This is a genomic window from Agathobaculum sp. Marseille-P7918, assembly GCF_964248325.1.
GTDB lineage: Bacteria > Bacillota > Clostridia > Oscillospirales > Butyricicoccaceae > Agathobaculum.
Genome location: NZ_CAXTXI010000012.1, coordinates 14,463 through 35,636, shown reverse-complemented (window position 1 = coordinate 35,636; position 21,174 = coordinate 14,463). Strand labels below are relative to the sequence as shown.

Annotated in this window: 21 protein-coding genes; 6 read left to right on the top strand and 15 right to left on the bottom strand. The window is 50.8% G+C overall.

Going from position 1 to position 21,174, the window contains the following annotated elements; all coding sequences use genetic code 11:
* Positions 1 to 28: 28 nt before the first annotated feature.
* The 3 genes from ACESSO_RS14030 to ACESSO_RS14020 form a co-directional block, all read right to left on the bottom strand.
* Positions 29 to 928, bottom strand: a complete 900-nt coding sequence (locus ACESSO_RS14030; RefSeq protein WP_373166143.1) for a transporter substrate-binding domain-containing protein — start codon at positions 926 to 928, stop codon at positions 29 to 31.
* Positions 929 to 1,005: 77 nt separating this feature from the next.
* A complete protein-coding gene (locus ACESSO_RS14025) occupies positions 1,006 to 1,713 on the bottom strand; it encodes an amino acid ABC transporter permease (RefSeq protein WP_373166142.1) in 708 nt (235 codons plus the stop codon).
* 50 nt (positions 1,714 to 1,763) lie between these two features.
* Positions 1,764 to 2,489 carry an amino acid ABC transporter ATP-binding protein gene (locus ACESSO_RS14020; RefSeq protein ID WP_373166222.1) on the bottom strand — a complete coding sequence of 242 codons (726 nt, stop codon included), beginning with the start codon at positions 2,487 to 2,489 and terminating at the stop codon, positions 1,764 to 1,766.
* 398 nt (positions 2,490 to 2,887) lie between these two features.
* Here ACESSO_RS14020 and ACESSO_RS14015 point away from each other — a divergent pair, with 398 nt between their 5' ends.
* The 3 genes from ACESSO_RS14015 to ACESSO_RS14005 are packed head-to-tail and all read left to right on the top strand — an operon-like array spanning position 2,888 to position 5,658.
* A complete protein-coding gene (locus ACESSO_RS14015) occupies positions 2,888 to 4,015 on the top strand; it encodes an iron-containing alcohol dehydrogenase (protein WP_373166140.1) in 1,128 nt (375 codons plus the stop codon).
* Positions 4,015 to 4,953 (top strand): AEC family transporter, encoded by a 939-nt coding sequence (locus ACESSO_RS14010; protein WP_373166139.1) that lies wholly within the window; start codon positions 4,015 to 4,017, stop codon positions 4,951 to 4,953. The genes ACESSO_RS14015 and ACESSO_RS14010 overlap by 1 nt, the downstream gene beginning before the upstream one ends.
* A 60-nt stretch (positions 4,954 to 5,013) precedes the next feature.
* The gene (locus tag ACESSO_RS14005; protein WP_373166138.1) at positions 5,014 to 5,658 is read left to right on the top strand and encodes a GntR family transcriptional regulator; all 645 of its coding nucleotides are present in this window, start codon (positions 5,014 to 5,016) and stop codon (positions 5,656 to 5,658) included.
* Between the two features lie 16 nt (positions 5,659 to 5,674).
* On the opposite strand, the gene ACESSO_RS14000 is transcribed toward ACESSO_RS14005, so the two are convergent.
* The 10 genes from ACESSO_RS14000 to ACESSO_RS13955 all read right to left on the bottom strand — a co-directional run bounded on the left by ACESSO_RS14000 (position 5,675) and on the right by ACESSO_RS13955 (position 16,382).
* Positions 5,675 to 5,827, bottom strand: coding sequence for a hypothetical protein (locus ACESSO_RS14000; RefSeq protein ID WP_373166137.1), 153 nt, complete (start codon positions 5,825 to 5,827; stop codon positions 5,675 to 5,677).
* 2 nt (positions 5,828 to 5,829) lie between these two features.
* A complete protein-coding gene (locus tag ACESSO_RS13995) occupies positions 5,830 to 6,459 on the bottom strand; it encodes an ATP-binding cassette domain-containing protein (RefSeq protein WP_373166136.1) in 630 nt (209 codons plus the stop codon).
* Positions 6,460 to 6,481: 22 nt separating this feature from the next.
* A complete protein-coding gene (locus ACESSO_RS13990; protein WP_373166135.1) occupies positions 6,482 to 7,774 on the bottom strand; it encodes an ABC transporter permease in 1,293 nt (430 codons plus the stop codon).
* 16 nt (positions 7,775 to 7,790) lie between these two features.
* Positions 7,791 to 9,344: an ABC transporter permease gene (locus ACESSO_RS13985; protein ID WP_373166134.1), complete on the bottom strand. Its 1,554-nt coding sequence runs from the start codon at positions 9,342 to 9,344 to the stop codon at positions 7,791 to 7,793.
* A gap of 402 nt (positions 9,345 to 9,746) precedes the next feature.
* Positions 9,747 to 10,874 (bottom strand): PTS transporter subunit EIIC, encoded by a 1,128-nt coding sequence (locus ACESSO_RS13980; RefSeq protein ID WP_373166133.1) that lies wholly within the window; start codon positions 10,872 to 10,874, stop codon positions 9,747 to 9,749.
* Between the two features lie 15 nt (positions 10,875 to 10,889).
* Positions 10,890 to 12,326, bottom strand: coding sequence for an alpha/beta hydrolase domain-containing protein (locus ACESSO_RS13975; protein ID WP_373166132.1), 1,437 nt, complete (start codon positions 12,324 to 12,326; stop codon positions 10,890 to 10,892).
* Between the two features lie 40 nt (positions 12,327 to 12,366).
* Positions 12,367 to 13,824 (bottom strand): glycerol kinase, encoded by a 1,458-nt coding sequence (locus ACESSO_RS13970; RefSeq protein WP_373166131.1) that lies wholly within the window; start codon positions 13,822 to 13,824, stop codon positions 12,367 to 12,369.
* Positions 13,825 to 13,827: 3 nt separating this feature from the next.
* A complete protein-coding gene (locus ACESSO_RS13965; protein WP_373166130.1) occupies positions 13,828 to 14,763 on the bottom strand; it encodes a transketolase family protein in 936 nt (311 codons plus the stop codon).
* Positions 14,756 to 15,580, bottom strand: coding sequence for a transketolase (locus ACESSO_RS13960; protein ID WP_373166128.1), 825 nt, complete (start codon positions 15,578 to 15,580; stop codon positions 14,756 to 14,758). Before ACESSO_RS13960 ends, ACESSO_RS13965 begins: the two co-directional genes overlap by 8 nt.
* Positions 15,581 to 15,602: 22 nt before the next feature.
* Positions 15,603 to 16,382, bottom strand: coding sequence for an SDR family oxidoreductase (locus ACESSO_RS13955; protein WP_373166127.1), 780 nt, complete (start codon positions 16,380 to 16,382; stop codon positions 15,603 to 15,605).
* A 332-nt stretch (positions 16,383 to 16,714) separates the two neighbouring features.
* Between ACESSO_RS13955 and ACESSO_RS13950 the strand changes: the two genes are divergently transcribed.
* The gene (locus tag ACESSO_RS13950; protein WP_373166125.1) at positions 16,715 to 17,743 is read left to right on the top strand and encodes a LacI family DNA-binding transcriptional regulator; all 1,029 of its coding nucleotides are present in this window, start codon (positions 16,715 to 16,717) and stop codon (positions 17,741 to 17,743) included.
* A gap of 128 nt (positions 17,744 to 17,871) precedes the next feature.
* Here ACESSO_RS13950 and ACESSO_RS13945 read toward each other — a convergent pair whose 3' ends face one another.
* A complete protein-coding gene (locus ACESSO_RS13945) occupies positions 17,872 to 18,864 on the bottom strand; it encodes a hypothetical protein (RefSeq protein ID WP_373166123.1) in 993 nt (330 codons plus the stop codon).
* A 59-nt stretch (positions 18,865 to 18,923) separates the two neighbouring features.
* A complete protein-coding gene (locus ACESSO_RS13940) occupies positions 18,924 to 19,508 on the bottom strand; it encodes an RNA polymerase sigma factor (protein ID WP_373166121.1) in 585 nt (194 codons plus the stop codon).
* Positions 19,509 to 19,661: 153 nt separating this feature from the next.
* Between ACESSO_RS13940 and ACESSO_RS13935 the strand changes: the two genes are divergently transcribed.
* The gene (locus ACESSO_RS13935; protein WP_373166120.1) at positions 19,662 to 20,294 is read left to right on the top strand and encodes a copper amine oxidase N-terminal domain-containing protein; all 633 of its coding nucleotides are present in this window, start codon (positions 19,662 to 19,664) and stop codon (positions 20,292 to 20,294) included.
* A gap of 125 nt (positions 20,295 to 20,419) precedes the next feature.
* Positions 20,420 to 21,148, top strand: coding sequence for a hypothetical protein (locus tag ACESSO_RS13930; protein WP_373166118.1), 729 nt, complete (start codon positions 20,420 to 20,422; stop codon positions 21,146 to 21,148).
* The last annotated feature ends 26 nt before the right edge of the window (positions 21,149 to 21,174 follow it).

Below are 21,174 nucleotides of genomic sequence, written 5' to 3'. Positions count from 1 at the left end.
TCGGAAGCGTTCCCCACAGGAAAAATCCTCAACTCTCGTTCTGCTCGGCACAGATCTGACTGTATTCCTCGATCCACTGATCGATCAGGCCATCATCCTTGCACTCCTGAATGGTCTCGTTAATAATCTCCAAAAAGTCCTCGTTGCCCTTGGGCACTGCAATGGCTGTATCCTTATACAGACGGTCCTCCGGCAACATGGCATCGCACAGAACCAAATCCGGGTTGGCAATCAGGTATGGCTGCGCCACTGTAGATTCAATAACGACTGCATCCGCCTTGCCGGTGGTCAATTCGAGCACCGCCAGCGGGATTTTCTCCAGCGAAGTAACAGAGGAATTGGTCAATACTTCTTTGGCTATGGTTTCCTGCGTGGTATTTTTCTGCACCGCAATGGTCTTTCCATCAAAGGCGCCCAGGTCCTTGTACTGATCCGCATCCTCCGCACGGACCATCAGACGCTGCTCAGCCTGCAGGTAAACATCCGAAAAATCCATATTCTGCTTGCGCTCCTCGGTTGGAGACATACCGGCCAGCATGATGTCCACCTGATCGGCTGCAACCGCCGCCAGATTGGCAGTGAAGGTGGTGTCCTCAATCTGCATCTCCACATCGACGCCCAGTTTTTCACTCAGTTTTTCTGCAATCTTTTCGCCCAGCGCCATATCCACGCCGATGACCTTCTGATCCGCGCTCGAAATGTCGATGAACTCATAGGGCATATAACCGGACGCTGTGGCCACAACCATCTTGCCGCTCTCCTGAATACGCGTCAGCACAGGACCAAAATCACCGGCCGCCGCATTGTCTGCTGCGGTATCGCTGCCCGCGGTGCTGCTTGTCGTGTCCGAATTGCCGCAGGCGGATACCGCAAGCGCCAGACTGGCTGCCATCAGCAATGCCAGCGTTCGTTTTACTGTGTTTTTCATTTCTTTTCCTCCTTTTGTGGAAACAACGGTTTCTATCATGGATTCATGATAAACTGTGGAATAAACGGCGCACCGGATTACCGGTCGCTCTTTTTGAATTGGCGCTCCATCGCGCGCACACCAAGGCCAATCGCAAAAGTCACCACGAAATACAGCAATGCGATGACCAACAGCGGCAGAAACGGCCGCCCGCTGGTACCGCTGATGGTATTATAGGAGAACATCAGTTCTGCCACGCCGATCACCATCACCTGCGAGGATGCCTTGACCAGATTGGCAAATTCGTTGCCGAAGTTCGGCAGGATATTTTTGACCGCCTGCGGCATTACGATCCGCAGCATGGAGCTGACCGATCCAAAACCCAGCGACCGCGCGGCCTCCATCTGGCCGGGATCTACCGACTGGATGCCCGAGCGGATAATCTCACAAATATAACCGCCCGAGTTGATCGTCAGCGCAATGATGCCGTATACCGACCGTTCACCCGCACTGCCTAAAAAACTAGGCACAGGCAGTTCCACGCCAATCATCGGCAGGCCGTAATACACCATCATGATCTGCACCAGCACCGGTGTGCCGCGCACGAATTCAATCCATATATTTGCCAGCCAGCGCAGCGGCGGAATTTTGCTCATGCGCAGCACGCACAAACCGCCGCCCACCAGAACACTCAACACACCTGCAACGATCGATAGGATCAACGTATTGCGCAGGCCGCCGATGAATAACGCCGAATAGCGGGACAGGAACTGTCCTACATCGATCAGCCAAGTATTCAAATCCATAATACCCCTCCTTTTTCCTCTCCGCAGTCGTATACTGTATACAATTTTTGCTAAGCGAGCACCTTGCCGAGAAAGCTTATCAGCCGTTCACTCTGCGGATGCTCGAACACCTTTTCCGGCGAGCCATATTCCTGTATGATGCCGTCAGCCATAAAGACAACCTTGTTGGCAACCTCACGCGCAAAGCCCATCTCATGTGTAACGATGATCATGGTCATGCCGTCGTGCGCCAGATCCTTCATGACCTCCAATACCTCGCCGACCATTTCCGGATCCAGTGCCGAAGTCGGCTCGTCAAACAGCATCACATCAGGCTCCATTGCCAGCGCCCGGGCAATGGCGATGCGCTGCTTCTGACCGCCGGACAACTGGCTCGGATATGCGTCCCGCTTATCCAAAAGACCGACCCGCTCGAGCAGACGTTCTGCCAAGTCATCGGCCTCCTGTCTCGGCATCTTGCGCAGCTTGCGCGGCCCCAACGTGATATTTTCCAGCACGGTTAAATGCGGAAACAGGTTGAAATGTTGAAAAACCATGCCAATTCTCTGACGTACGCGGTTGATATCAACCGGACCGTTGGCAATGCTGTGCCCCTCGAACTGAATATCCCCACCCTGAATATTCTCCAATTGGTTGATGCAGCGCAGCAATGTGGACTTGCCTGAGCCTGAAGGCCCGATCAGCACCGTCACACTGCCCTTCTTCACATAAAGTTCCACTCCCTTGAGCACTTCCAGACTCTTGAAACGCTTATGCAAATCAATCACCGCAATCAACGGATCGATTTCCGGATTGAACGGACGACCCGTCACGCCATAGCTCTGGGATTTTGGGTTCTTATCATGGCCAAATGCCATTGGACCCCATTTCATAGCCGCTTCCTCCTATCAGTTCAGGATAAACAAAAAAGACGAGTTTGCCCTTGCCGGACATCCTCGTCTCTGCTTGATGCGCTCATTATAGACCGTGGGAATTATCTTGTCAACCGATTTTTGGGATTTCAGCATTGTATTCATTCTGTACAAAACCATTCCACTGTTTTTTGGATAATTAGCACAGTCTTTTTTCTCTGTGTGTTTTCTTTAAACCGAAAAAATTGTATTTTCCCATTGACATTCCAACCCCCCAGTCGTATTCTGTATACAGTATACGTTCTATACGAGGAGGTTGTACCATGAAAAATCTTCGACTGACCGGCGAACGTCTCATCACCGGCGCCGGCGCGCTGAACGCGCTCAGCGAACTTACTTTTACCCGTGCGCTTATCATCACCGGCGGCAAATCGATGTTCCGCAACGGCACCATTCACCGCGCCGAGACGCTGCTCTCCCCCCGCGGCGCGGTAGAGGTCTGCCACGGTATCCCGGCAAACCCCACCTGTGCGGATGTGGAAGCCGGTCTTGCCGTCATGCGCCGCTTTGCTCCCGATCTGGTCATTGCGATCGGAGGCGGCTCGTCCATCGACGCAGCCAAGGCCATGCTATTATTCTATGAGTGGCCCGCGCTGAACTTTGACAATGTATTTCAGAGCACGCTGCCACAGAAGCGCACCAAGACCACATTTGTCGCTGTGCCCTCTACCTCGGGCACGGCCAGCGAGGTCACGCACGTCACAGTTATCACCTTTCCCGAACAGCAGAACAAACTGGCGATCAAAACCGAAGCGCTGCGCCCGGATATCGCCATACTGGACGGTGAGCTGTGCATGTCCCTGCCCGCGCACATTGCTGCCGAAACCGGCATGGACGCGCTGACGCATGCAATCGAATGCTTCACCAATCGCAGCAAAGAAACCTTCACCAACGCGCTTGCCATCGGCGCGATCACTGGTATTTTGCAGTGGCTGCTGCAGTCCGTTGAACAGGCAACGCCCGAAAGCCGCCAGAAAATGCACGAATTCTCCTGCATGGCTGGAATGGCATTCTCCAATGCCGGTTTGGGCATGGTACACGGCATTTCACACGCGTTTTCCGCCCATTACAACACGGCGCATGGATTGGCTAACGCCGTTATCCTGCCCTATGTGCTGGAATATAACCGGCAGGACGCTTGGGTTGCCGCTGAACTTGACCATCTGTCTCACATCGTCGGCGGCGATATCATCGGACAGGTGCGCGCGCTGGCTGCGCAGGTCGGTATCCCGGCTTGTCTGCGCGACTGCGGGATCGCAGAAGCAGATTTTGAACGCGATGAAGCGGCTCTCATCGCGGGGTCCATGCTGGGCTCAACCGCAGTCAACCCGATCCCCATGACACCGGAAACCATTGCCCCCATCGTGCGCGCCGCGTATTACGGAAACTGATGGAAACCGTACTACTTACCCTGCATCAGGTGGTGCTTATGCTTGCGCTGCTCATAGTCGGCGCAATCTGCGCCCGGCTCGGCTGGTTTACCGAAGCAGTCGCACAAGGGTTGAGTAAATTCCTGCTTTGGTTTGTCACCCCGGCTCTGCTGCTCAACGCATACAACCGACCGTTTGAGGCGCAAATGGCGCTCAATCTGCTGTTTGCCGGCGTACTCGGCGCGATATTCCACCTGATGTCTGCGGCACTGGCACAGGTTCTTATCCGCAAAGGGGATCGTGATAAGCAGGCCATAGCACGCATGAGCATGGTGTATTCCAACTGCGGTTTTATGGCGTTTCCCCTGATTTCCAGCGTTTTGGGAGACACCGGCCTGTTTTATGGCAGCGCTTTTGTCGGCGTTTTCAACCTGTCCCTCTGGACACATGGCCAATATCTGCTGCGCGGACGCAACGGACTGAAACTCCGCAGCGCATTCTGCAATGCCGGTGTGCTCGGCACGCTGGCCGGTCTTTTGCTGTATCTCTTGCAGCCGCCGCTGCCGTCCATCGCTTCCGATGTAATCGCTTCGCTGGCATCGCTCAACACACCGCTCGCGATGCTGGTCATCGGCTCCTTTCTGGCGCACTGCCATCTGCGTACACTGCTGCACCATGACGTGATCTATCCCGCCCTGCTGCGCATGCTGGTGTGTCCCCTCTGCCTGCTGGGACTGCTGTGCTTACTCCATGTATCGCACTGGTGCACGGCCGGCGTCGAACTCGGTTTGGTAACCATGCTGTGCGCGAGCTGCCCCTCTGCTGCTTCGAGCGTGCTGATGACCGCTTCGCTTGGCATGGATTCCGGGTACGGTTCCCGCATCATTCTGCTCACCAGTCTACTGTCCGTTGCCGCGATTCCCCTTCTGTCATTTACAACCACGCTCATTCTGGTATAATTGACAACCAGAATGTCAGGCAGTATACTGAGTACAGTATGCTTTGGGAGGATCGCGATCTTGAAAAACCTCAAAAAAGAACCTTCACTGACCGATAAGGCCTATGCGGCTATCAAAGAGGCCATTATTTCTAACGAACTCGCACCCGGTACCATGCTGGCGGAAGAAAGCCTTGCTGCACAGCTTGGCATCAGCCGTACCCCCATCCGGGCTGCGTTGCAACGGCTGCAATTGGAAAAAATCGTCGTATCCTCCGGCAAGAAACTGGTTGTTGCCGAGGTAACGGCACAGGATGTGCGGGATATCGATGTGATCCGTATTCATCTGGAGCCGCTCTCGATTCAGCTCATTGCCCAGCGCGGCGGGCTGACCGCGCGGCAGTTATCCCAACTGCACAACTGTAACGAGCGGCAGCGTGAAGCGTCAGAAAACGGAGACAGTCTTTCCTTTCTGGAACAGGATACCTTGTTCCATATTACATTGGCACAGCTGTCCGGCAACAACTTTCTGTATGAGCTGGTCAGCAAAAGCAATCTGACCATACAGCGTTTTCATACCTTGACCGGTACCCTGTCCCAGCATGCGCCGGTTGCGGTAGAAGAGCACAAGGCGATTCTGGATGCACTGGAGCAAAAAGACTATGCACAGGCTGAAGCCGCGCTGCGCGCGCATCTGGAACAGGTGGACAATCGTCTTCTGCGGTGATGCAAAAACGCTAACCCTAGTTTCGCCCCAACACAGCTGCGAATGACTCCATGCTTTTTTGCGCATATAATACCGCAATCTTCTGCATGCCGACACCCCCGCCGCAGCCTGCGCCGCTGACAAACAAAAAGCACTGGTTTTGCCAAATCAGTGCTTTTTGTTTTGCCAAGCTCACGACACCTCTATCTCCCCGTGAGAAAACCGCAGAATGACATCACCCGCCGCAGCGACCTCGTTTGAGTGGCTGACGATGATGACGCACTTGTTCAGCGACCGCGCGCGCCCGACCAGCAGCTCGGTCACGTCATGCGCCGTATCCTCATCCAAACTGCCGGTCGGCTCATCCGCCAGAATGACCGGCGCGGCCGACGCCAGCGCACGCGCGATCGCGACGCGCTGCTGCTGTCCGCCGGACAATTGCAGCACGTTTCGGTCGATTTCCTCGTCCGTCAGGCCGACCTGATGCAAGGTGTCTGCCGTGGCATGCGCGTCCACCAGCTGCACATTTTCACGTGGAGTCATGTACTCAATCAGGTTGTAATTCTGAAAAACGAACGAAACGCAGTCATGACGGTACTTCTCCAGCCCCATCTCCGCGATGTTTTTCCCCTCGAACAAAATTTCACCGCCCTTGGGCGCGTCCAGCCCGCCGAGCAAAGACAAAAGCGTCGTTTTACCGCTGCCCGACGCACCTAAGATCACATATACCTTGCCTCGTTCAAAGGACAAATCGAGGTTTTCAAAGATAATATGATCGGAAAAATAATAATATTTCAGGTCTTTGGCCTGTAAAACCGGCATATTTATCCCTCCTTTGATTAGTTCAGCTCAGATCGGTCAGGATGTCCTTGGGCTTCTTTCTCATGATAGAGACAGAAGCCAACAACACAGACACCGCAATCACCGCTGCTGCGCACACCGCGACGATGATGAGCTGCATCGGCCCGATGTAGCTTGCCAGTTTGATATCCTGCAGCAGCCCGCCGATTGCTTTCCCGATCATCCCAGACAAGCCGAAGCTGAGCACCGCGGCGAACAGGAACGACGGCAGCGCGACATAGTAATTTTCCAGCACAATCTGCCCCGTGATGGCCTTCGGGGAAATGCCCAGCGAAATCAGGATACCGACCTCGGTCATGCGCTCACGCGTCCACATCAGCAGAATCAGCGCCAGAATGCCCACGCTGAGCACCAGAATGACGATCAGCAGGAAAAAGCTGATTGTTTCCGCCTTCTGAATCGCGCCCGCCGTCTGCTCATAGCGTGCATTGTTCTCCGAAATGATGTAGCTGTCCCAATCCGCGTAGGGCTGGACTTTCAGGTCGGCCACCGTCTGTTCCATCTGCGCCGGGTCGTCCAGAAACAGCATAATGCCCGAGCTGTAATCGAACTGTTCGGCCGATCGATCGGGAAACTTGATTTTATACAGTTCTCTGGCGGTGTTGATGTCGGTGAAAACCACGTTTTCCTGCAATTCGCTCTCGGGCGTGCTCGGGCTGGCAGGCTCGCTGCGCGTCACTGCATAGATGCCAACGATCTCGAACGCCACCTGCGTGCCCACGTGCTCGGGCTGCCAGCCCATCACGCCCTCGACCACGCTCGCGTGCAGCGTGTCACCGACTGACAGGTCGTTCAGCTCCGCAACCTCCTTGGAAATCATCGCTTTGTGCTCATCCTCCGGCGTGATCTGCCGTCCGTCCGTCAGCTGGTACGAGACGGCGATAAACCGCTCGTGCAGCTCGGACGAGGTGCAGGCGATGAATTTGGGCACATACTCGCCGGGCAGCCCGGTGCCGCTGTATGAACCGGGAACCAGATCAAGCCCCTCGCAATACATGTAGTAAGTCTCCACGCCGTTGACACGGCTTACGTTGTCCAGCGTGCTCACCTGCTGAAGCAGCTGCTCGTCGGTTTTCTGCGTGCCCTCAGACGACTGTTGGATGGTGAAATATCCGCCGATGCTGCTGCGCAGCTCCTTGACCGCGTCACCGCTCGCAGAATACAGCGCCAGCCCCAGCAGCGAAATCGTCATCAGCGCGGCCAGCAGAATCAGGAGCAGCACCGTCCGCTTAGGATTGCGGATAACGTACAGCCACGCGCGTTTCGTGGTTGGCATAGCGAACTCCCTCCCTTTACCGCAATGTCGTTAGAATCTGCCGCGGCTGCAATTTGAAGATAAATGAGCCGCCCTTGCAGATCGCTGCAATGATGATCAGCAGTTCGAGCCCCGCCAGCACCAGCAGCTGGACAAAGCCAAACGAAAAGTCGATGCTCTCCGGGCCAGCGTAAGTGCTGCTTTCATACGTAAACAGTTCGGACATTTTGCCGTTCATTGCCGCATTGTAGATCTCCTCTTGGGAATACTCTTTTTCCTGCGGCTGCGACGCTTCGATCGTAGCCTCCAGCATCTGATTACCGATCGCATCGGTGACCGGCGCGCTGACCGGCAGCGCGATCGCAAGCGCCAGCGCCGCCACAATCCCAGCTTCCAGCACGAACTGGCCAAAAATCTTCACCTTGCTGATGCCGAGCGACAGGTAGATCGCAACTTCCTGCCGGCGGCTACGCACCCACATTGTGAACACAATCAGCAGCACGATTGTACAGCCCACCGTGATCACGCCCACGAGACCCGCCACCAGATTGCGAATGGAGTTGAGCGGATCAACAGTAGATTTGTACATCGTGTCGTCCAATGAAATATCAAAAAAGGAGACAGCGCCCTGATCCAGCAACTTTACCTGCGATATAATCTGCTCCAATTTAGCTGGCTCATCCACAAAGAAGCTGAGGTTATCATACGCAAAATCATGAACGAAATCTTTATATTTATTTTCATCCCATATCGTTTTTGCCCAGCATACCGTATCAATATCGGTCAGAAGCCAATTGTATGTAATTTCTGATTCATCAACAAGATCTCCTGTTGGTTGATATCCATTTACGTGAAATATACCCACAATTTCTAATTCCGTATTTCCCAAAACCCTTTTTACATCTTCATATTTTCCTAGATGTATTTCACGCAGGCTAATATCGATGGTGTCCCCAATATGTAGATCGTTCAACTCAGCTAATTCCTCAGAAATTAATACTTTTCTCCGATCCTTTTCGGTGATATGGCGACCCCCTATCAACTCAAACGCACCCGTGCGGAATTTGTTATACAAAGTTGTTTCCGTATTACCATATAGTAATGTTGATTTCCGTTCGACCTCAAAATATGCAAATTCTCCCCTATCTTTATAATTAAAAAGGATGTTATTCATCCAATCCGGATCTTCTAATGCCAGTTGATACATTACATTAACCAGTCCATCAATAAGTTGAATGTTATCCACACAAACAAAAGTGGACACCTCACCATTGTATGCAGTCACTCCATTCACCTGCATAACAGTGTCGGCCAACTGCTGGTCTAAAGTTGAACCCACATACACCTTACTGGTGCTGCCATCCTGTAAAGTAACCGGCTGATAATACTCTGTGTTCTCTGGGTCAAGCGTCGGCATTTTAAGGACAAAGCTTGTCCCCAGCCTGTCCTGTACCTCTTTGGTGACCGCGCCGATGCTGCCCCACACCGCCACCCCGATGGAAAGACTCAATGAAATCACAAACAGCAGTAAAAACAGCAGAATGCTGCGCTTGTACTTCCTGCGAAGGTATAGTAATGACCGTTTGAACATTCTCCACCCCTCCATTGTCTGTTTCTGCGCTGTTCCGCACAAAACACTTCTTTGCTCCGCACGCAATCCTCATCCCATCTCACTATATTATTATGATAGCAAGACGCCAAGCCTTGCGAAAGGCGGCATATTCCACAAAGAATTTTCACATTTTTCTCTATTGTAACATGCTGTTTTTTCTGATTTCGTTTTATGCAAAACCTCTGTTAAAATGCGGCAACTTATGTCACGCTTCGCAAGGTTTTACCTCTTTTCGTGTTTCCCATCTGACCGCACGCCAAAAGCCGGGGTACATCAGAAATTGATGTACCCCGGCTTTATTTCTTGCCTTTGGATCGAATATATGATTGAGATTTTGTCCGAACAGCTTCCTGCACGGACGAAAAGGAATTTCAAAGAAGCTTACTGCACCTTTGCGCCGTTCAGCTGCTGCTTGGACTCATAACCAAACAGGATAACCAGCACGAACCCGGCCACAGCGGCCAGACCGCAAGTGATGAGCAGTTCCGTGAAACCGGGGCCCATGTAGATCGGGAGCGTCAAGACCGACTGCATGGCAAACGATCTTGCGGCACCGCCGGTTGCACCGATGACCGCACCGCCAATACCTCCAACGATGCTGGTAAACAGCAGCGTTTTCCGATACGGCACCAGCACGCCAAACAGCGCCGGAGAAGTCTCGCCGCAGATTGCGGAAATCGCTGCACCAAACGCGAGTACCTTCAGCTTCTTATCCTTCGCGCGCAGCCAGGTTGCCAGCGATACGCCCATTACGGCGAATGCAGCCGGTGCAACCAAAGACAGGATGGTGTCCGATCCGGTGGTTGCAATATTGTTGATTGCAATCGGAATCAGGCCCCAGTGCAGGCCCAGCGATACCATGGGCTGAATCAGCGCGCCCAGAATAATTCCGGCAACAATGGGGCTGATCTGATAGAGCCAATTGTAGCCCGATGCGATGCCGTTGGAAATGGTCGAGCCAATTGGCCCCAGAACAAACAGGGTCAGCGGAACCAAAATCACCAACGAAAATAGCGGCCCCAGAATGCCTTCCAGCAGCTCCGGAAGCACTTTCTTTTCCAGCTTTTCCAAGTAGATTAAACAGAAAATGGCAAGGAGCATCGGAATGATGCTGGAAGAATAGGTGACGTTCGGCACCTTCCAGCCCAAAAAGGTCAATGTGTCACCCGCAATCGATGCCACAATGGTAGGATGCACCGTGAACAATGCCACGGTAACGGACGCGAAAATATTGACATTGAATTTCCGGCTCGCAGAAAAGGCCAGAAACACAGGCAGATAGTAGAAAAAGGCATCTGCAATGTTATACAGCACCGTGTAAGTGCCGCCCTCTGCCGAAAGCACCCCCATAGAGGTCAGCATGGCCAAAATGCCCTTGAGCAGACCAACGGTGGTCATAAGGGGAAGCAGCGGAGAAAAAATATCGCAAATAACGTTCAGCACTTTCTCCAGCAGGTTATTCTTTTTTTCCTGAGTCGTGGTTTCCGGTGTTGTCGCAAGATTTTCCATTCTGCTGTCCTCCTTTTACACTTCTCCCAAACCGCATTCAGCCACTGCTTTTTTGCAGTAATCCAGACATTCCTGCACATCCCGCGGCAGGAGGCGTCCATCATTGACGCAGCGCTGTGCTTCTTCTTCCACCAGCTTCATGTAATGCTCCGCCGAGCCATAGAGTTCGACCGCCTTCTCCTTGCTGTACGGCTCTACATATCCGAAAAGACTTGCGCCAAAGGCATTTTCCGGTGCAGAAGGCTCACAGACAGGGTGATATACGGCAAGCGGATACACGATCATTGGCAAACGCCAGCCACCCACGGCATTTCCGGTGGCATCCGTACAGTTTTTCAGATCGGGGTCTGCTGCAATACACGGCAAAACCATCGGGGCGACTCCTTCGCGCACCCAGCGATACAAGGCGTCCAGCGCACTGTGGAACACCAGATGATACGGGAAATCATTCGGATGATTTTCTACGCCGGGATATTGGAAGGAAATGCCGCACTTCTCCAAATCCGCATCATCCCGGTAACAATCCAGCAGAGAGCCTTGCGAGTCATGCGTTGCACCGGCGATATCATACACGCGATATTGAAAGTCCGGCTTATCGCTGTTGCGGCCGCGCAGCGCATAGTTGCCCCAAAGCTGATTCTCGCTTTCGGTATGCACATCGACAAACGGCTCTGTTATTTTTTCCAGCTTCTCTGTAAGCGCTTCGCCAGTGGGACCATAGGACTGGTTCAGATCCGGCATCAGGCTTACCGCACTGCCGCACGAGAAATAGCCGTCAAAATAGCTGTTTTCCTTTTCCTTGCTGTAGGCAAAGGTCTTCAAAAACCGGTTCATGTATCCGCCCGACTGCGACCAGCCCGCGAGATACTGATAGTATTTTCCATAACCTTGCAGCAGTTCATTATCCGGCGTTCTCAGATAATCGGCCAAATCCATCAGCATATCCCAAAACAAGCCGTCCTCTGTGTCGGCAGAAGATGCGCCTGCCAGATTTCCCAAGAACTTCACTTCCGCCCGATCCGGATTCTGATCGGTAAAGTCCCAGGTAAGTTCTCCGTAGCGCGCACTGTCAAATTGTTTCAACGCCTTGAGCACATTGGGCTTGCTGGTGATACCAATATAGATATCGCGGTGATCCATCATGTAATCCTGCGTTAAATACCACACACGGTCCACGTCAAAATTACTCGTGGAATTGAGGATTTCCACCATGACGTTGCCGCTGAAACCCGCTGGATCAACCGGCCGCCGCACCACCATACGGTTCACATAAGGAATATCTGCATATTTGATTGCAGCTTCCCCATCTTTCCAGTGATAGACATTCGCCGTCCCGTAAAGGAAATACTCTTTTTCCTCATAGCCTTTTTCACGAAATTGGGGGTTCTTTGTGGCTGCTTCAAAAGTATAAGAATGTTCCGAAACCGGGATCTCTCTTATTTTATTGATCATAACATTTCCTCCCAATCAAATATTCGTTCGTTTTTCATGCCTACCGCATAAGCAGCTCTACCGCTCGATTCCAGTCATGCAGCTTGTGCTGTCTTTGTTCCTCCGGCATTTTCGGCGTATAACGAACCTTTTGCCTCTGTGCAAACAGTTTTTTCTTCTCATATAAACCCACGCTGATACCGGCCAGATAGGCTGCTCCCAACGCTGACAGCTCCTCCACATCTGAGATTGCTACCGTCAGCCGGGAGATATCGCTTTGCATCTGCATCAAATATCTGTTTTGCGTGGGACCGCCATCCGCGCCCAGCTCTTCGATTTGGAACCCGCTGTCTTTGCTCATGGCATCCAGTACCGCTTGGATCTGCAGGACAATGCTGTCCAGCGCCGCACGGATGATCTCGTTTCTTCCGGTCGTGCGCGTCATGCCATAAAGCATTCCTTTGGCTTCATCATTCCAATAAGGGGCAGATAAACCGGAAAACGCCGGCACCAACACGGTACGGTCCTGCGGATTGGCCGCTTTTGCCGCCGCCTCCGTCTCCCCCGGGGATTGGATAAGCTGCAAATCATCCTTCAGCCAGGTGATGACCGCGCCTGTATAATTGATGTTGCCTTCCAGCACGTAGTTTACCTTGCCATCTATGCCCCAAGCCAGAGAGGTGGCCAGACCATGTCGGCTGGCAATACAGTTTTCGCCTGTATTCATCATAATGGACGAGCCGGTGCCATAGGTGGTTTTTATCATACCACAGCTGTGACAACCTTGTCCAAACAGCGCCGCATGAGAGTCGCCCATCGCGCTGTAAATCGGCACCTTCTTTTGCAAGAAGCCATCCAAATCGGTCATACCGAACAGACTGTTGCTGTCGCAGACCGTTGGCAGGCATTCCACGGGAATTCCAAAAATCCGGCAGATTTCCTCACTCCACTGCAGGGTATGCAAGTCGAACAGCTGAGTTCTGGACGCATTGGAATAATCGGTTTTCCACTGTTCTCCGTTCGTGAGCCGGTAAATCAGCCAGCTGTCTATCGTGCCCAAGCGAATCTCCGCCGTGTCCGGCAGTTCTTCGGTATTTTGCAGCAGCCAGGCCATTTTTGCCGCCGGAAAGTACGGGGACAGCGGCAGTCCCGTCTTTTTTTCAATTTCTTCGCCATACGCCTGTTTCTGATGCGCAATCTCCTTGGCTCTGGCGCATTGCCACACAACGGCAAGGTTTAAGGGCCGCCCCTGCCGATTCCAAATCGCAGTCGTTTCCCTTTGGTTGCTGATGCCTACGGCACAAATATCCTCTTTGCAGATACCGGTTCGCTCCACCACATCCTTGGCGGAGGTAATCACACTTTGATAGATTTCCTCCAGATCATGCGAGACCCATCCCTGCGAATTGATAATTTGCCGGTGAGGGCGGTCTGCCCGCCCCACCATACGACCGTTTTCGTCCGTCAGGATGGCTTTCGTCCCCTGCGTGCTCTGATCAATGCCCAGTATGTAGCCCATGGATCATTCCTCCGCAAGCGCTTTCTTTACCGTGCACGCAATCCCTTCCGCGTCCATACCGTAGTAATGAAATACCTCTTTATTGGTGCCCGGGACCAGATGGGCATCCGGCAAAGCAATCTGACAAACCTTGGTCGGATGCTTAGCGGCAGTCACCTGAGATACCAGACTGCCCAGTCCTCCAAACACGGAGTGCTCTTCGATGGTTACCAGCAATTTGGACGCCTTGGCGCATTCCAGCACCGCCTTTTCATCCAGCGGCTTTAAGCAGTACATATCCACAACGCCGGCATGGATGCCTTCTGTTTTCAGGATTTCCGCCGCTTTCACTGCATAGGGCACCATTTCACCGCAGGCAATCAGCATCACATCCGCTCCGCTGGAAATGACATTTGCTTTGTCCAGCTCAAACGCCATCGTTTCATCATACACATCCTCGGTCGCGGAGCGGCTCACCCGCACATAAGCCGGTTTTTCATCCTGCAGCAGCGCTTTCATCAGCTTTGCCGTCTGGAACCGGTCGCTGGGCAGATACACCCGCATATCCGGCAGCGCGCACATCGCCGCGATATCCTGACAGGAATGGTGGCTCATGCCCAGAGCACCGTAGCTTACGCCTCCGCTGACGCCCACCAAGGTGACATTGGTGTTGCTGTAGGCCACATCAATTTTTGCCTGCTCATAGCTTCTGGTGGACAAAAAGCAGGCCGGAGAAACCGCAAAGGCTTTTTTGCCGCATGCTGCAAGGCCGGCCGAAACCGAAACCAGATTCTGTTCCGCAATGCCCAGCTCAACAAACTGTTCCGGAAATTCCTTGGCAAACGGTGTCATGGATGCAGAACCACGGGAATCTGTGCAAAGCACCACGATATCCTTGTCTGTTTTGGCCGCCTCCAACAACGTTTCGCAAATGGCCTGCCTGTTGGTTATGTTATTCACCTTGCAGCACCTCCTCAATTTCCTTTACTGCCTGCTGATACTGTTCCTCCGTCATCACGCCGTGATGCCAGGAAATCTGATTTTCCATGAAAGACACGCCCTTGCCCTTCACGGTGTTCGCAATGATAGCGGTAGGCTTTCCTTTGTATGCGGCAGCCTGCTCGTATGCGGCCTGTAACTGGCTGCAGTTGTTGCCGTCCTGCACCGAAATGACATGCCACCCAAAATCGCGGAACTTATCCGCGAGGCTTGCGCTGTTCATCACTTGTTCGGTTGTGCCGCTGATTTGCAGACGGTTGAGATCCACCGTGGCGCAGAGATTATCCAGATGATAATGTCCTGCAGCCATCATTCCTTCGTAATTGGAACCTTCCGCCATTTCACCGTCTCCCAGCACCACATAAGTGCGGTAAGCGCGCTGATCCATTTTTGCTGCGAGCGCCATGCCTACGCCAACCGACAATCCATGTCCCAGCGAACCGGAGTTCATTTCCACTCCGGGCACCTCCATGTTGGGATGCCCGATATAACGGCTTTGATATTGACTGAACGTTTTGATTGCTTCTTCCTTATTAAAAAAGCCCTTTTCTCCCAGCACACAGTACAGTGCATCCGCACAGTGTCCTTTGCTCAGAAGGAACCGGTCCCGGTCAGGGTCCTTTACCTGCTGGGGAGATACGTTCATCACACCAAAATACAGGGTGGTCAAAATATCAACGACGCTCAAATCGCCACCCACATGGCCTGCGCGGGAGAGATGCACCATCTCGATGATATCCCTGCGCATTTCATAAGACTTTCTTGTCAGTGCGTCCATCTTGTCTCCTCCGTTTTCGCGATTAGTAAATGGTGAAGCCGCCGTCAACTACCAGATCTTCACCGGTTATCATGTTGGATTCCTTGCAGGAGAGGAACAGGACTGCCGCCGCAATTTCATCGGTTTCTGCAAAGCGATGCGCCGGAATCTTCTCGATCATATCGGTTTTCACCTTGCCCTGCCATGCCTTTTCACCCATGTAAGTATTGACTACGGTCGGTGCCACGCCATTGACATTGATGCCGTATTCCGCCCATTCCAATGCGCAAACCTTGATCATGCCAACCAGTGCAGCCTTGCTCATCGTGTAGCCGACGTGCTTATTGATGGCGATGAAATCCGCCTGCGAGGTGATGCAGACAATCTTGCCGCCCTTGCCCTGCTTGATCATCTGATTGGCAACGCCCTGACATACGCGGAACACGCCCACCGCATTGATGGCGATATGCTTTTCGATCGTGCTGATCTCAATGTCCGTGGCGCGGTACAGATCGACGAATCCCGGCATCGCCGCCAGAATGTTTACCTCGCCAAAGGCCTCGACCACCTTTGCCATCATCGCATCTACGCTTTCCTGCTGCGTGACATCGCACTTAACGCCGATGGTTTTTACGCCAAACTCCTTGGCGATGGCTTCCGCAACCTCCGGGCAGTTTTCCTTGCAGTCCACAATGGCAACATTTGCACCCTTCTTTGCGTACATCCGTGCAGTAGCCTCGCCGATGCCGCCGGCGCCGCCCACAACAATTGCATTTTTTCCGGTAAGATCAAAATCGCCTGTTACTTTCTCGTACTGAATCATTTCATTTCCCTCCTGAACGTTTAGTTTATTCGTTTCTGTAATTTAGATTTTATAACTAAATATTTATATTGTAAATCCTAAATGTTCAACATTCTTTTCGTCTCTTTTTTATGCATCATTCACAATCTATCATTATTTTTAGCATATTCTATCGCCACCTTATACGATTACTCAAGCATTTTTACGCATTTTCAATTTTTTGGCAGTGCTAATCGTCGCAAAAACAGTTTACTAAACGTTTTTCTATTCGTTTATTTTCTTGACGAATTATGGAATTTTATTTATACTGAATATAAAGCAATGCACGCATTTTATATTTGGGAGAACCACCTATGACGAATAAAGAAATTGCCCATAAATTAGGAATATCACCCGCCGCGCTTTCCCTGATTATCAATCACAAGCCCGGCGTATCCGACAGCACGCGCGAAAGGGTACTGGCACAACTGGAAGAAATGGGCTGCGGCGCATTGGTCAAGAAAGCCACCTCCTCCCCAAGCAATAACCTGTGTTTTATCATCTATAAACGCCACGGCGAAATTCTGGATCTGCATCCTTTTTTTCTTCTGTTAATGGAAAGCATTGAAAATCACGCCCGCTCCCGCGGCTACAGCATTTTGCTATATACGATTGACAAACGGCACCCGATGGAGCCGCAAATCGAACATCTTAACAGTTTGGATTGCCAAGGCGCCATTCTTTTTGCCACCGAAATGCAGGATGAAGATATGGCAGTTTTTCAGAATCTGCGCATCCCTGTTGTCGGTATGGATAATGACTTCACCCGACTCACCTGCAACACCATCGCCATCAACAATCAAATGGGGGCATTTCAAGCGATTGAATATCTGACCAAGATGGGGCATACCCGTATCGGATACCTGCGGGGCCACATCCGCATCAGCAGTTTTATGGAGCGTCAATCCGGTTATGAAAGTGCCCTGGCTTATTTTGGTTTGGGCTTTCAAGATTCCGATATTATTACGCTGCATTACACTGAAGAGAGCAGCTACCGAGATATGAAACAGTATTTGGAGCATTCTCGCTCCACCCCGCTGCCTACCGCGTTTGTTTCCGACGACGATACCATTGCAGTAGGGGCATTGCGCGCTCTGACCGAGCAGGGATACCGTGTTCCGGAGGACGTCTCCATCGTCGGGTTTAACGACCGTCCTACATGCGAAGTCACTATACCGCCTTTGACCTCCATCAACGTTTCCAAATCTGCGCTGGCCATAGAATCCGTGGATGAACTACTCCGACTCATCCAATCGCAACCGCAAAACAACCCCGAACCTCGTTCCCGAAAAATCCGCATCGGTACAAAACTGGTGGTGCGCCAATCGGTTGCCCGCATATAACCATCGCCAGAAAACGCACCATAAGCAGATAAAAAACACCCCCTATTCTTGTTAAAACCAGAGGATTGCAACAAAAAAGCGGCATCTCAAGCATAATGCTCGAGATGCCGCTTTGGTTATTCAGCTTCTTAATAGACAGAATCAATAATCTGTTTCATTTCATCAACAGATACATCGCCCCAGAACAACATTTCACGGTTACCAACCATAGCCATGGCATTTACACGAGACAGGTTACGCATAATGTACCAGTCCACGCCGTTGACAGTATATTTTTCTACTGGCCAATCATCTTTTTCAGTAATTCCGCCATCTTCACCTTCTACTAACGTGAAGGATTTGACCGCGAATTCTCGTGTACCATCTTCGTGCAGGTAGTTTGCTGTAAAATCTATCTGGTTATAGAAATAGTCGCGTGTTACCTTAACATAATCCTGTGTGAAACCATTTGGTACCCAAGTTGGAAACAGCTTTTCGTTAATACCGTAGGCTTTGACCGCATCCACGATGTTCATATTCAGAACATAGAAAGTTTCTATTGAACCGGATTCGTCCCATTCTGATTCAGACTTTTTAATCCCCATTGCAGAGGTGTCCGACTCCTGATAGCTGTAAAACGCACTGTTGTCTCCAGTAACGGAAACCGTGTCTTTATAGTCGTCCGGTTCAGCGTCACCATCACTGCGATCTTCATAAATGATACCGCCAATATTGTCATTTTTGAAATCAGAGCGGAAACTAAATGTTTCATCGCCCCATTTGGCAACCAACGCAAATACATTGCTGCTAAACGCACCAACGCACATAGCGCTAACCAGTATGGCTGCTACTGCTGCTACAGTCAATCGTTTCAGCAGCTTGCGTCCAGTGCTTTTTCGCGGAATAACGGTTTCTTCCGCACTCAGAGTGTCAATCAAAACCGCATGTTTCGCCTTGAATAATGCCAAAGATTGTTCCACATTGATGGGGGTTGCAGGCATGTTCTCCTCAGCGGTTGCCTCTAAATAGTCATCCAAAACCGCTTCATCAAAGCTGTATTCATCCATCTGTTCCAATTTTGCCTTCAAATCGTCAATATTTGCTTTGTCAGGCTGCTTGGGGGGCTGACGCTTATTCTCCATTCAGAAGCACCTCCTCTACATGGATAACACATGAAAAGGGCGAATTGTGACAAGTTTTTTCAAATACCATGTTTCTTTCGCTCCTGTTCCATGAGCTGCGCATAGTGCTTTTTTGCCCGGTGCAGTCGGGTACGGCCCAGCTCCTGACTGATTCCCAGCTGCTGCGCGATTTCGGCATAACTCATTTGCTCCTGATACCGCAGCAACAGGATATTCTTTTCCTCGTCTTTTAAACCGTTGGGCAAGCCGTTCTGAAAGGACAGCAAATCGATCTCTTCGCCCATTTCCGAAATATTGTCCAGAAGAATCTCCCCATGCCGCTGCTCCCTACGCAGCTCATTAAGCGCCTGATTGGTCAGCACTTTATAGAGCCATCCCAATGGGTTGGGATGAGTTCGGATCTTTCCGATCTGCGTCAGCAGGATTACAAAGGTTTCCTCCACCAATTCCTCCGCAACGCCATCTTTCTGGACGATTCCTTTCGCCACGCGAAACAATTTCAGATAATACATTCTATATAGTTCCTCAAAAAAGGCGGTGCTCTCTTTTTCCAAGGCCACCCCCCCTCTGTACCTTCTGCGCTTGGGATGCGCGGCGCATATCGCTGCCGGCAAAGTAAAATATGCTCTATTAAAATAACACATAGCGACAGGCTTTCGTGACAAAAACTTTCAAAAAAAATAAATTAATTTTCTCAGGCATTTTTGTCACGCACAGGCAGTTCCAATTGTTATATTTGATAGAGACCGTTCATATTGGCCCGCGTATACATGACCAACAGGATTGGAGGGAGTTTTATGAAAAAGAAAAGTTTGCGAGTACCTGTTCTATGCCTTATCTGCGGATTACTTCTATCTTCCGTTGCTTTTGCCGTCAGCAATCGCACGATTACCGTATCTTATGGTGATATCACGATCTACCTGAATGGTGAGAAAAAGGTCGCAACAGACGTGAGCGGCAAGGCTGTAGAGCCGCTGATTTACGAGGGAACGACCTATGTGCCGGTGCGCGCCATCAGCGAGTGGTTTGGCAAAACCGTTACCTGGCAAGGCAGCACAAACTCTGTGCTTATCAGCGATTCTGCATTTTCTGATACAGAGGTTTCCGCTGCCGAGGATGTTATTGAAAACTTCTTTGGCCTTTTCGGCGCTGGGCAGTATCAGGAAATGAAAGCGTTGTGTACCGGCGATGCCGCGGGTTTTGACTATGCTTCCGGGGTTTTCGGAATGAAGGTGGCAAAGCTATTGTCCTGCACCTATAACGGAGATTACTCCGCAAGGGCAAACAAACTAGTTTTTGAGTGTTCTTTTGAAATGAAGCCGGCTGCAAACTCGGTCTATGATCCGAATCAGACCAAGACCTCGTGCCTGATCTATGCAGAAAAGGTCGGCGGCCAATTCCGGATCAGCGAGTTTGCCAGCGGTTTCTGAAAATTTTTGTCACACTTTGAAACTGTCAGGTGTTAACAGTTATAGAGGGGCAGATAAAATTCACGCTCAGCGAGTTTCCCAGCGCTTTTCATCTTACCGAATAATGCTTAAAGGAGAGGATTCGTGTGAAACAAATTAGGTGTTTTGTGTTGTCAATTATTATTACTATGTTTGTTCCTATTGCGCTTGCATTTAATGAAGCCGACGGAGTTGAGATATTCAAAAGCTCTGTAGGTTATACGTTTTCAACGCAAAACCAGTTTCCCTATTATTCAATTGATGTGATTAACACGTCAGATGGAATAGTTCATATTGACTTTATTGAGCCGAATCAATTGGTAACACATGTCAATGTTGAAGCTGGGGATAAATGGACTTCTTCAATTATTGAAGATCGGCAACCTAATTCTTATTCTATTTTTGTCAAAAGCAATGATGGAACCTCAGCAAAAATTTCCCTTAAAATTAGTGCATCTACTGATGCCGAATTTACAAATCCCTATTATATTTCTCCTGAGTTGTTGCCATCCGATGCTACCTATATCGATGAAAAACCAATCGATAATATTCAATTTAATGCAACGATGAAAAAGCAAGTTTATCAGGTTGATTTGGATTTCAAACGTCCATTTTGCAAAATGTATATAAATAATACAGGCAAGCAACCACTGTATGTTACTTATACAACATTAGCGGGCGGAGCAACTAAAACCACTATTGCACCGTATTCTGATTTTTCATGGAGATTTACATCAGGGAATTCTCAAAATGTACAAGTTACTATTGAAAAGGTATCTACCGGAGAAGGTATAGGTACCATATCTGCGAGGACCTCTGCTTGCCCTGTTTTTTGATTTGGGGTATGAAAATAAAATCCGTA